A 12,267-nucleotide genomic window follows, 5' to 3' on the forward strand; every position below is an offset into this window, starting at 1 on the left:
AATGTTAAAACGAAACACGAGGTGAGGTCATGAGTGAAGCACTGGTCCGGATGGAAGGAATTGAGAAGCATTTTCCTGGTGTGCATGCCCTCCATCAATGTCGTCTGGAGTTGGCAGCCGGAGAAGTGCACGCGCTTGTTGGCGAGAACGGCGCCGGAAAGTCTACGTTAATGAAAATTGCCACAGGTGTATATCAGAAAGATGAAGGCAGAATTATCCTGAAAGGCAAGGAAGTGAATATCCCCAATACGAGAGCGGCTCAGCAGCTGGGCATCTCGATGATTCATCAAGAGCTGAACTTAATGCCGGATTTGACAATTGCCCAAAATATATTTATTGGGCGCGAGCCGAGGAAGGGAATTAAGCTGTTCATCGATGATCGGAAACTGAATGATCAGGCACAGCAATTGCTGAACGAAATGAATCTCCAGCTAGATCCCCGCACGAAAGTGTCGGAGCTGACAGTCGCCAAGCAGCAAATGGTGGAAATCGCTAAAGCTTTATCATTTCAATCCGAAGTGCTCATCATGGATGAGCCGACGGCTGCACTAACCAACGCGGAAATCGAGGAGCTGTTTAGGATCATCGAACAGCTGCGCGGGCGCGGGGTAGGCATCGTCTATATTTCTCACCGGATGGAAGAATTGAAGCGAATTACCGATCGCATCACCGTCATGCGTGACGGTCGTTATATCGATACGGTACAGACGAAAGATACGACCATCGATCAGATCATAGCGATGATGGTTGGTCGCGAACTCTATGTTAGCACGCAGCAGATTACCGTCGATGCTTCAGAGACAAGAGTGCTCGAGGTTACGAATCTGAACCGTGGTTCTGCCGTGAAAGACGTCTCCTTTCATCTGGCAAAAGGCGAGATTCTTGGCTTTGCAGGTCTCATGGGAGCTGGTCGTACCGAAGTGGCGAGGGCCATTTTTGGCGCAGATGCGATTGACTCGGGCAACATACGCATCCACGGGCACAAGGTGCAGATCAAAGCCCCGCATGATGCCGTGAAACATGGAATCGGTTATTTATCAGAGGATCGTAAACGTTATGGGCTTATGGTGGATATGGACGTGAAGACAAATATCGCCGTTGCCTCTTATCGCAAAGCGAGACGTCTACTCGGGTGGATGAACGACGGTAAAATTGATCAGTCAGCCTCACACTTTGTGGAAGCGCTTCAAATCAAGACGCCGAGCATTCATCAGCAAGTTAAATTTCTTTCAGGCGGCAATCAGCAGAAGGTCGTTATCGGTAAATGGCTGCTGCGGGACTGCGACATTCTCATCTTCGATGAGCCGACGCGAGGTATCGATGTTGGCGCAAAAACGGAGATTTATAAACTGCTGGATGAGCTAGCCGCACAGGGGAAATCGATCATTATGATTTCGTCGGAGCTGCCCGAAATATTGCGAATGAGCCATCGCATCATGGTCATGTGCGAAGGGCGAATTACCGGTGAGCTTCGTCAACAGGACGCCACCCAGGAAGCGATTATGAAATACGCTACGATGCGAATCAGTTAGCGGATGTCTTAGGAGGAATCATGATGTCAACATGGCTTGTACGTAAAAAAATAGTACCCACGATATCGGGTCAAACCGGCGCTGCACAGAAGCTGCTGGCATTCGCCAGCTTGATTATGCTGGTTATTATCTTCTCGGTATCTTCCAGCAATTTCTTTCAATTCAATAACATTGTAGCCATTATGCTATCAACAGCCGTTATCGGCGTGCTTGCTCTAGGTTCAACGTTCGTTATCATCACCTCTGGGATTGATCTGGCCGTCGGAACCGTCATGACCTTCTCGTCGGTAATGGCCGGAGTCATCATCACAACGTGGCATTTACCGATGCCGCTTGGCATTATCGGAGGCATTGCCACTGGAGCCGTTTGCGGTCTCATCAGCGGGCTTCTCGTTGCGAAGATGAAAATTCCGCCATTCATCGCAACGCTAGCTATGATGATGGTGACCAAAGGACTTTCTCTTGTCATCTCAGGGACGAAGCCGATCTATTTTAACGATACGCCGGCATTCTCGCAGATTTCGATGGGGTCCATTCTTAATTCAATCATTCCTGGCTTCGAAATTCCGAATGCCATTCTCGTCTTCTTCGGCGCTGCCATTATCGCCAGCATTATTTTATCGAAGACGATCATTGGACGCTATAACTTTGCCCTTGGAAGCAATGAAGAATCCACGAGGCTTTCCGGCGTTAATGTAGACTATTGGAAAATTGTCATCTACTCGCTGACTGGTGTGTTTAGCGGTATCGCTGGCATTATGATGGCCTCCCGCCTTAATTCTGCTCAACCCGCGCTTGGCTCAGGTTATGAGCTGGAAGCGATCGCTGCAGTGGTCATCGGGGGCACTTCCTTAAGCGGCGGCAAAGGATCCATTCTTGGAACCGTCATCGGTGCTCTCATTATGAGCGTACTCACGAACGGGCTGCGAATCTTATCAGTTAAGCAAGAATGGCAGACGGTCATCGTAGGGGTTGTTGTTGTGTTAGCGGTCTACGCTGATATGATGAGACGTCGCAAAAAATAGAGGTATTTCACTCCAAATCGGAGTCACATACAACAAATTAAAAGTAAGGGGAGATTAAGATTGTATAAACGGACAAAGAAATTTGCGGTAGCATCATCGCTATTATTATTAACGACGATCGTACTTGGGGCATGCGGTGCCAAAACGACGGATACGAAAACAGCGGCAACAACGGCCGCACCAGCCGCATCAACAACTGCGGCGCCTGCGGCGGCCAAATCGGATAAAATTTATATTCCGGTCATCTCAAAAGGCTTCCAGCACCAATTCTGGCAAGCTGTCAAACAGGGTGCTGAGAAAGCCGCCAAAGAATTTAATGTAGAAATTACGTTCGAAGGTCCAGAGACGGAGACGCAAGTGGATAAGCAAATTGAAATGCTGCAAGCTGCATTGGGCAAAAAGCCACAAGCCATCGCTTTCGCCGCACTGGACAGCAAAGCGGCTACGCCGCTGCTGGAGAAGGCAAAAGCAAGCAAAATCCCCGTCATCGGCTTTGACTCCGGTGTGGACAGCGACATTCCGGTGACGACGGCCGCCACCGATAACAAAGCTGCTGCCGCGTTGGCAGCGGACAAAATGGCATCGCTCATCGGCAATGAGGGAGAGATCGCCCTTGTCGTGCACGACCAAACGAGCCGTACGGGCATTGATCGCCGGGATGGCTTCACGAATCGGATCAAGGAGAAATATCCGAATATCAAAATTGTTGACACGCAGTACGGCGGAGGCGATCAACTCAAGTCAACGGATTTGGCCAAAGCAATTATCCAAGCTCACCCGAATATTAAAGGCTTCTTCGGTGCTAACGAGGGATCCGCGATCGGTGTTATCAATGCCGTGACAGAGCTGAAAAAAGACGGCAAAATCATCATCGTCGGCTACGACTCCGGCAAGCAGCAAATGGATGCGATCCGCAGCGGTAAGATGGCTGGTGCCATTACACAGGATCCAATCGGTATTGGTTACTGGTCAGTGAAAGCTGCCGTCCAATCGATTAAAGGGGAAACGGTTCCTAAATCAATCGATACAGGGTTCCACTGGTACGACAAAACGAACATTGATGCTGCTGATATCAAACCACTGCTCTACGAATAGGAAAAAAGAGGCTGTGCCCATACGGGCAGCCTCTATTGTCTTTTTATGAAACTGCTGTGTACAATACACATAGAGCTTAATTCGATTTCGCCAGAGGTGGCCCATAATGTACAAAATCATCATGATTGACGATGAAGATGAAGTCAGAGAAGGCATCAAGCGGAAGACGAATTGGGAGGCCTGCGGCTTCCAACTGATTGGAGATTTCGATAATGGCAGAGATGCCTATGAGGCGTTGGAGAGCCTGCAGCCGGATGCCGTCATTACAGATATTTGCATGCCGTTCATGGACGGCCTTCAACTGACAGAGCTAATTGCCGCGAATTACCGGGATGTTAAAGTTATTATTGTAACCGGTTACGAGGATTTCGATTATGCCAAACAGGCGATCAAACTCAAGGTCAAAGATTATTTACTGAAACCGATCAACTCCGCAGAGTTTACCGAATTTCTTTATAAGTTGAGGCTAGAACTGGATGAGGAGCGCAAACAGCTGGAAGATGTCACCTTTCTCCGTCATCAGTTTCACGAGAGCATGCCGCTTCTTCGAGAGCGATTTCTTGAACGTTTAGTTACTTCCTGCATGAGAAGAGATGAAATTGAACGCAAGTTCCAGATGTTTGGACTTTCTTTGAGCGGTCCCAGTTTAACGGTACTTGCTCTTGATATTGATGAGTTTCACCGTGAGTTCTACAGTGACCCAGTAGCTGAGGAGGAGCTGTTACGCTTTGCAGCCTACAACATTTTTCATGAAATCATGGAGAAAGAACAAGGAGGCATCGTGTTCCGAACGCGTGATGACAAGCTTGTCGCACTGCTTTCTGGCGATTCAGAAAGAATCGAATTGACCTGCCAAACACTTGCCGAACATGTGAGGCACAGCATCGAGAAATATTTGAGCATGACGGTAACGATGGGAATTGGTCGCACTTACAGCGATCTGTCAGACCTTCCAAAAGCATTTCAGGAAGCGCTTTCTGCGCTGGATTACCGATTTTTGCTAGGGACGAATCGGATCATTTCGATTGGGGATATGGAATTTGGGAGCAGCCTGGACAATCTTAGTTACATCCATATGGAGAAGAAATTGATTTCTGCCATCAAAACAGGTGAAAAGACAGTCGTAACAGTTACGCTGCAAGATTGGATCAACGAAATGAAGAAGGGCAACTGCTCGATGGATAAATGCTACGGCAAACTGAATAAACTGCTCGTCGCGTTAATGAATGTATTGGTGGAGACTGGTTTCGAAGAAGCTGCGGTGCTTGGCGATCATTCTTTCATGCAGTTATATGCGAGGAAAACCTTAGATGATGTGCGGATCTGGTTAGAGGAAATTTGTTTTGCACTCATGGACTTGCTGGCTGAGAAACGAACCAAAGTGTCTCAAGCTCAGATGGAAGCCGCGGTCGCCTACATTCATGCGAATTATGCGGATGAACAGCTCTCGCTTCAGCAGGTGTGCAATCATATTTATATGAGCATGAGCTACTTCAGCGCTTTGTTCAAACCGCATACCGGCGAGACTTTCGTCGAGTACGTGACCCGATACCGTTTGGATAAAGCCAAAGAAATGCTCGCTGCTTCGCAGCTCAAAACCTACGAGTTGGCCGCTAAGGTTGGCTACAGTGATCCGCAATATTTTAGCGTTATTTTCAAAAGAAATACAGGCATGACCCCAAAAGAATTCAGATCAGCGCACAAAGGTCAGCCGAGCCTATGAGAACCTGGCGCCGTCCTATTCAATTCAAAAGCATTCATACAAAGATTGCACTGGCTTTTTCATGCTTAATTCTTTGCACAACCATCATCCTAAGCTACAGCGCTTACCGTCTCTCTACGGTGGCCGTTACGGATACTTCATTGGAGTATACCAAGCAGCTTATCGAGCAAGTAAACAAAAATATCCAAACCTATATTGGTAACATGGAAAGTATATCTGCTCTATCACTGAGTAACGCTGATTTGAAACGATACTTAGCTTTGAAAAACCCGAAGGGAACAGAGGGAGAGCAGCTGGCGAGTCAGATCAGCAGTTATTTTCATGCCATTGTTGCTTCTCGAAATGATATCGCTTCCATCGTATTTGCGGGTTCCAATGGAGCCATTGTATCGGAACGCATGGATGCAAATTTCAAATCATATGCCGAATTAATTACGCAAGAGTGGTACAGCAAGGCTAATAGAGACAATGGTGATGTGGCCATTTCTCCCTCACACGTTCAGCACCTATATAAAGATGAGTACAAATGGGTCGTGTCGATCAGTAAGCAAATGCCAAATCCATTGCCTGGAGCGGCAAGCGGTGTTCTGTTGGTCGATTTGAATTATAACGTCATTAATGATTTGTGCAATCAAATTCAGCTAGGGCAAAGAGGGTACATCTTCATACTCGACCAGGCAGGCGATCTGATTTATCATCCTCAGCAGCAGCTTATCTACTCGGGACTGAAATCAGAGGATATTCCAACCCTTTTACAGGCGAAAGACAGCACTTTCCATACACAAGAAAATGAGCAAAGCAAAATCTACACCGTCCGTACAACCAAATTTGGCTGGAAAATTGTTGGGGTTACCTACGCTGGGGATCTAAGTGGAAATAAGAAGGACATGCAGTTGACTTCGGCGATGTGGGGCGGTATTTCGTTAATTATTGCCTTAGCGATCTCCATTTTGCTGTCTGTCACCCTAACCAAGCCGATTAAACAACTGGAAGTCCATATGAAGCAGGTGGAAAAAGGCAACTTCGACATTCGTGTCGATGTGGAAGGTGCGAATGAGATCAGTAAACTGTCACGTACCTTTAATCTAATGATCAGCAAAATCAAAGAGCTTATGAACCAAACTTTGAAAGATCAGGAGGTCAAACGAATCAGTGAGCTAAAAGCGTTACAGGCGCAGATTCAGCCCCATTTTCTGTACAATACACTGGATTCCATCATTTGGATGGCCGAAATGGGCAAGGTAGATGAAGTGGTTACGATGACTTCAGCCTTGTCCAAACTCCTCCGTTCGAGCATTAGCAAAGGGGAAGAACTCATTCCAATTGCGGTTGAGTTGGAGCACATTCAGAATTATTTGACGATTCAGAACATCCGTTATCGGAATAAATTTACGTACGTGGTCGAGGTAGAATCGGACATTCTTAGCTGTCGAATATTGAAGATTATTTTGCAGCCTCTGGTTGAAAATGCCATATACCATGGAATGAAGCATCTACCGGAACGCGGTCATATACGCATCACGGGACGCAGAATCGAAGGGGTTATTGAGCTCAAGGTCATGGATAACGGTGTTGGGATGAGTGAAGAGAAATTGAAAACGTTGATGCTCAAAACACGTCAAACAGAGTCAGGCAAAGGCTTCGGCTTGCACAACGTGAATCATCGCATCCAGCTTTATTTCGGGGAGCTGTACGGATTGCAATTTGAGAGTGAGCTGGAAGAGGGCACGACGGTCACCGTACGAATTCCGGCCATACCCCCTGTCCATGACGATAGCGAGAATTGAGGTGTGAAGTTGAAAATTAGAGCAAGCTACGTAGCGATTGCAGTCATACTGGTCCTGCTCATGACGACCGCGTACCTCATCGTGTCAAAGGGCATAGAGGCTAAGGACAGGCCGCTTATCCTCCTTCCCAAGACGATCGATCCTCACGTGGAATTTTGGCGGGTTTTGAACCAAGGCGTGACTGCTGCGGCCAAAGAGTACAATACGGAGGTGAAAGTGATGGGTACGCCGTCCGAATCAGACATCGATGAGCAGATCAAGTTGGTGGAAGAGGCGATCGCATTGAAGCCGAAAGCCATCATTTTGGCGGCAACGGATTATAACCGGCTAGTGCCTGTTGCTCAAAGAGTAATTAGCTCCGGCATTACGCTAGTTACCGTAGATTCCGGTCTGGAAGGCGGTGTTTCAACTAGTTTGATTGCAACTGATAACTATGCAGCAGGGAGCAAAGCAGTGGAGGCGATGAAACGCTATGTACAGGGACCTGCAACCTATGCGATCGTCAGTTTTGTCAAGAGATCTACAACCCAGCTGGATAGAGAGAATGGGGTGCGAGACCATTTGCAGAACGACTCTTCCATACAGATTTTAGATACGTTATATAGTAATGGTTCTGAAGACAAAGCGTATGAGCAAACGAAAAATCTCCTTGCCGAACATAAGGATATTCGCGGCATTTTCGGATTGAATGAGGTTTCTACGATAGGGGCTGCGAGGGCGTTGAAGGAGTTTGATCCAGAGCATAACATTAAGCTGGTCGGCTTCGATAGCTCGATGAATGAAATTGCTTTCCTGGAGGCTGGGATCCTGCAAGCAACCATTGTGCAAAAGCCATTTAACATGGGATATTTAGCGGTGAAAACAGCACTGCAGGTTTACGATGGGGAAAATGTGAAAGCATCCATAGATACAGGCTCGGAGGTTATCACGAAAGAAAATATGTATACGAGGGAAAATCAAAAGCTGCTGTTTCCATTCGTTGAGAAATAGAAAGTGTTTTATTAAGAAGCTCTTCCTTGTGAGGGGCTTTTTCGACATATTCGAAATTATACGATTTGCCTTTGGTGGTATGCAAAGGTTATCCATTATTTGTTCGGGGGCTCCAGAATAAGCGGGTTTTCGCGCTTATTTATGTTATTTAGACGAAGAAAACAGAACTTTTACAAATTTCCCGGGAAATATTGGGTTTAATGTCGAAAGCAAAGGAAGCCATAATAAGAACGGAATCTAAAGGAGTGATTATTCCTTCTGGAGCAAGCGGGTTTTAGGATCGAACAGGGGGGGACATAGAATGGGTAGCATGATTCGGATTACAGGTTTACTTGTGACGATGTTTCTGAGTGGGTCCAGCTTAATTGGATGCTCGACACCAGAATTACATAAAAGGAAGGACCCGAAATCAGTATCCATCGAGACATTGCAGCTTTCACCAGCTGGAACAGGGAAGACATCCGCACCTTCCACAGCGACTTACGTAGACGACGAAATCGTGGAAACCCGGCATTCCTACACGGGGCCTCCACATATCTCTTCTTCTGGCAAAATTGCCTATCTCACCTTCGATGACGGACCCTCTGAGAGTTCGAGCAAGATACTTCATATTTTAAAAAGATTCGGTGTCACCGCCACTTTTTTTGTTGTCGGTGCGGATACGAGCGAGGGGAGGGCGCTTTATAAGCAAATCGTCGCTGAAGGCCATGCCCTAGGGAATCATACATACTCACATGACTATAATCGTATTTATAAATCACCTGAGGCATTCATGAAGGATGTGCATAGGTTGGATCAGCTCTTGGAGGAAACGGTCGGTTATCGACCAGATATTTTGCGATTTCCTGGAGGGTCGAATAATCACTTGAGCTGGAAGCCAGGAGGCAGAGGCATTATGAGTAATGTAGCTAGCGTGGTGAAAAAGGAAGGGTACCAGTATTTCGACTGGAACGTGAGCTCAACCGATGCGGCTGCTCCTGTGCAGGACAGGGAAATGATTATCGACTCCGTGCTTAGCGCAAGCCGCGGCAAGAAGAGCATTATTGTGCTGATGCACGATAACACCTACAAGACGACAACCTTAGAAGCGCTGCCTATCGTGATCAAAAAGCTGCAAGCAGCCGGCTTTCATTTTGAAAAATTGAAGAAATCCTCATTCACGTTCCAATTCTTGGAACCATAACAGTTGCAGATGCCTCTTACTTTGACTACGATAAAGATAGTCGATATGAGAGAGGCTGGCGTTATCTATGCCTGATGTGTTACAGATTGGACCGTTTCAACTGCAAGGAAGATTACTGGCGCTGCTGCTAGCTTGTGCTTTGGGATTATGGCTAATCCGGAGAGTAACCCAACGTTTGTTGAAAGACACCGAAATCGTGATTGCCAAGCCTATTGAGGATCTTGTTTTTAACGGTGCTATTATCGTTTTACTGACTTGGAAGCTAGGGGTCATTGTCACGCAGCCATCCCTATTGTGGAATAATCCATTAAAGCTGCTCATGGTGTCTGGCTCGGGCACGGAGATTGCTTTAGGTGTGCTGATTGCTTGTATCTACATGTACTACCAAATCCGAAAAAATCGAATACCACTCTTCCTTGTTCTGGATGTTATAACAATTGGAATAACGGCTGCTGTTTTCCTATTCTGCGCACTGATTCCAGCATATGGGCTGGCTACAGAGGTACCTTGGGGTATAGGAGTCGGTGGTACGGTATCTCGTTTTCATCCTTATCACGCTTATATTTCGCTGCTTCTTATGCCGCTCCTTATTTGGCAGCATGTTATAGAGCTGCGGAAGAAGACGCTTGGACAAGGCGTACTGTTCAAATATTCGCTTTTGTACGGGGGCACGGCAGGGATGCTGACCAGCTTTTTTGCTGCAGCTAAACCGACATTACTGTATCTTAGCTTAGCGCAGCTATTGTTTCTATTCATGCTTATCCTTGGAATGCTTCTCCCCGTTTTGACACATAATACTAGCAGAAGGGAGCTGAGTGCAATGAGTCAAAACGATTCCAAGACGCAAATCCAGCAAGAACAGCAAAACCAAGAGCGCGAGAAGTCCGCAACACCTGCAGGGAAAGAGGGCTTTGTTGATAAGAAATTGGACGGTCCCAACCGACCTTCGACATGAGTCAAGACAAGAATAAGATGGCCAAATCAGCTCAAGTACAAAGCAATCAGAACCAAAGCGATCTCGATCCGTTCGAGATTGAATTTCTCCCTCAGTTTGAACAAGGGCGCGGTCCGCGAGAAGCTTTTGTGAATGAGCATGGCGTCGTCATCGGCGACCATGAGTATGAATCGGACAATTCACCGCTAGAGCAGTGGACGGCTGAGACCGACCCTGCGGTCATGGCCGGAGATGAATGGGTTCATCCTTTTAAGGATATTGGGTTCCAAAGTGCCGAGAACCGAGAATACTTTGAAAAAGGCATCGTACCGCAAAGCGGTATCTTCATGCATCCGGATAAAGATGTTTCCTATGATCCGTACAAGGAATCGACAACGAAGAAGGAAGATGAAGCGGAAGCGTAAAAGCTTTCGCTTTATTTCTATTTGGGACATTGGACTTTGCTTTCACGGCTATCGGATGTATAATATAAGTTGTAACGATTACGTTTTGAGAGTAACTAATAAATCCTAAGGGGTGGCACATATGGCAATGTCTTTTGATTCTTACATGAAAGATATGGTTAAACCGATGAGAGAAGATTTGACTCGTCTGGGTATTACAGAGCTTCTTACACCAGAGCAAGTAGAAGAAGCGATTGAAAAATCGAAGGATGGCACGATGCTGTTAGTCGTCAATTCCGTTTGTGGTTGCGCAGCCGGCCAATGTCGTCCAGGTGTAGCTAAAGCACTTCAAAACGATACACTGCCAACATACACATATACCGTGTTCGCTGGACAAGAGAAGGATGCAACAGCGAAAGCGCGTGAATTCTTAGCGCCATACCCGCCATCATCCCCTTCCATCGCATTATTCAAAAATGGTGAACTCGCTCACTTCATTCAACGTCACCAAATCGAAGACCGCTCCGCGGATATGATTGCTGGCGACTTAATTAGTGCCTTCAATGAATTCTGTAAATAATAAATAGCATTAAGTATAATTCGGAAAGGCCCGCCTTGCAGTATTTGCAAGGGGGTCTTTTTGCTTTTTGAAGCCATGTCCGATGGATTTGCCTTTGAAATTTCAGGAATGAAAGTCTATACTAAATCTTAAAGAATGAATGGTTTCAAACTATAGAAAAGGTGGAGAGATGCATGAGTTTGCAAACCGAAATTATCGCGAAGCTCGGCGTTAAGCCGGAGATTGATGTGGATGAAGAAATCCGCAAACGTGTGGACTTTCTGAAAAACTATGTATTGGGTGCGAACGCAAACGGTCTGCTGATTGCCATCAGCGGCGGCATCGACAGTGCTGTAGCTACGGGTTTATGCAAGCAAGCGACGGACGAGCTGACGGCCGAGAAGGGCAAAGAGTACAAAACCGTCGGTGTGTTTCAGCCATACGGTCAGCAAGTGGATATCGAGGATAGTTACGCGGTGGCCAAAGCCTTCGATTTGAAATATCAAATCGAGAATAATATTGAAGAAGCCGTCGACGAAATCGCCATTGAAGTCGAGTATGGTCTTAAGCATATCGGTGTTCATCAGCATGTAAGCCGCGGCGGCAAAGGCAACATCAAAGCGCGGACACGCATGGTTATGCAGTATGCACTTGCTTTTGAACTTGGCCTGATCGTTGTAGGGACAGACCATGCATCTGAAGCGATCACTGGCTTCTTTACCAAATATGGCGACGGTGCGGTCGACATTACGCCGCTGAGCACGCTGAACAAGCGTCAAGTGCGTTCATTGGCCTCGAAGCTTGGCGTACCGCAAAGCGTGTTGGATAAAGCTCCGACAGCCGGACTTTGGGACGGCCAGACGGACGAGAACGAACTGGGTATTACATATGGAGATAACAGTGACTATCTCGAGGGCAAGCAAATTGATCCGGCTGTGCAGGAGAAGCTGGAGAAGCAATATTTGAAAACGGAGCATAAACGAATCCCGATCCCGGGTGTGTAGGGCTTCATATAAAACAACCCCCGGCCAAGAG

The 12,267-nt window shown here is 46.8% G+C and carries 11 protein-coding genes; all 11 read left to right on the forward strand.

What is annotated here, in order from left to right; translation table 11 throughout:
- Window positions 1–29: 29 nt before the first annotated feature.
- Complete coding sequence (locus tag ASG85_RS16020; RefSeq protein ID WP_060646876.1) at window positions 30–1,532, forward strand: sugar ABC transporter ATP-binding protein; 1,503 nt, start codon at window positions 30–32, stop codon at window positions 1,530–1,532.
- Between the two features lie 20 nt (window positions 1,533–1,552).
- Complete coding sequence (locus ASG85_RS16025; protein ID WP_060646878.1) at window positions 1,553–2,557, forward strand: ABC transporter permease; 1,005 nt, start codon at window positions 1,553–1,555, stop codon at window positions 2,555–2,557.
- A 60-nt stretch (window positions 2,558–2,617) separates the two neighbouring features.
- Entirely contained in the window at window positions 2,618–3,652 is a 1,035-nt protein-coding gene (locus ASG85_RS16030; RefSeq protein WP_060646880.1) for an ABC transporter substrate-binding protein, read from the forward strand.
- Between the two features lie 106 nt (window positions 3,653–3,758).
- On the forward strand, window positions 3,759–5,375 hold the full coding sequence (locus ASG85_RS16035; RefSeq protein WP_060646882.1) for a response regulator: 1,617 nt from the start codon (window positions 3,759–3,761) through the stop codon (window positions 5,373–5,375).
- Window positions 5,372–7,162 (forward strand): sensor histidine kinase, encoded by a 1,791-nt coding sequence (locus ASG85_RS16040; RefSeq protein WP_060646884.1) that lies wholly within the window; start codon window positions 5,372–5,374, stop codon window positions 7,160–7,162. The genes ASG85_RS16035 and ASG85_RS16040 overlap by 4 nt, the downstream gene beginning before the upstream one ends.
- 9 nt (window positions 7,163–7,171) lie before the next feature.
- A complete protein-coding gene (locus ASG85_RS16045; protein ID WP_235550144.1) occupies window positions 7,172–8,152 on the forward strand; it encodes a substrate-binding domain-containing protein in 981 nt (326 codons plus the stop codon).
- A 301-nt stretch (window positions 8,153–8,453) separates the two neighbouring features.
- Entirely contained in the window at window positions 8,454–9,335 is an 882-nt protein-coding gene (locus ASG85_RS16050) for a polysaccharide deacetylase family protein (RefSeq protein WP_060646885.1), read from the forward strand.
- Window positions 9,336–9,402: 67 nt separating this feature from the next.
- Complete coding sequence (locus ASG85_RS16055) at window positions 9,403–10,290, forward strand: prolipoprotein diacylglyceryl transferase family protein (protein WP_060646887.1); 888 nt, start codon at window positions 9,403–9,405, stop codon at window positions 10,288–10,290.
- The gene (locus ASG85_RS16060; protein WP_060646890.1) at window positions 10,287–10,694 is read left to right on the forward strand and encodes a DUF3905 domain-containing protein; all 408 of its coding nucleotides are present in this window, start codon (window positions 10,287–10,289) and stop codon (window positions 10,692–10,694) included. The genes ASG85_RS16055 and ASG85_RS16060 overlap by 4 nt, the downstream gene beginning before the upstream one ends.
- 121 nt (window positions 10,695–10,815) lie before the next feature.
- Entirely contained in the window at window positions 10,816–11,253 is a 438-nt protein-coding gene (locus ASG85_RS16065) for a BrxA/BrxB family bacilliredoxin (protein WP_029194512.1), read from the forward strand.
- Window positions 11,254–11,426: 173 nt separating this feature from the next.
- Window positions 11,427–12,236 (forward strand): ammonia-dependent NAD(+) synthetase, encoded by an 810-nt coding sequence (nadE, locus tag ASG85_RS16070; protein WP_060646892.1) that lies wholly within the window; start codon window positions 11,427–11,429, stop codon window positions 12,234–12,236.
- Window positions 12,237–12,267: the final 31 nt, after the last annotated feature.

The sequence above is a fragment of the Paenibacillus sp. Soil724D2 genome, from assembly GCF_001427935.1.
Taxonomy (GTDB): Bacteria; Bacillota; Bacilli; order Paenibacillales; family NBRC-103111; genus Paenibacillus_E.

Bases quoted from the DNA above. Each gene is read 5' to 3' on its own strand.
- ASG85_RS16055 (WP_060646887.1), top strand. From the start codon at position 9,403: ATGCCTGATGTGTTACAGATTGGACCGTTTCAACTGCAAGGAAGATTA.
- ASG85_RS16025 (WP_060646878.1), top strand. From the start codon at position 1,553: ATGATGTCAACATGGCTTGTACGTAAAAAAATAGTACCCACGATATCG.
- nadE (WP_060646892.1), top strand. From the start codon at position 11,427: ATGAGTTTGCAAACCGAAATTATCGCGAAGCTCGGCGTTAAGCCGGAG.
- ASG85_RS16040 (WP_060646884.1), top strand. From the start codon at position 5,372: ATGAGAACCTGGCGCCGTCCTATTCAATTCAAAAGCATTCATACAAAG.
- ASG85_RS16035 (WP_060646882.1), top strand. From the start codon at position 3,759: ATGTACAAAATCATCATGATTGACGATGAAGATGAAGTCAGAGAAGGC.
- ASG85_RS16020 (WP_060646876.1), top strand. From the start codon at position 30: ATGAGTGAAGCACTGGTCCGGATGGAAGGAATTGAGAAGCATTTTCCT.
- ASG85_RS16050 (WP_060646885.1), top strand. From the start codon at position 8,454: ATGGGTAGCATGATTCGGATTACAGGTTTACTTGTGACGATGTTTCTG.
- ASG85_RS16060 (WP_060646890.1), top strand. From the start codon at position 10,287: ATGAGTCAAGACAAGAATAAGATGGCCAAATCAGCTCAAGTACAAAGC.
- ASG85_RS16065 (WP_029194512.1), top strand. From the start codon at position 10,816: ATGGCAATGTCTTTTGATTCTTACATGAAAGATATGGTTAAACCGATG.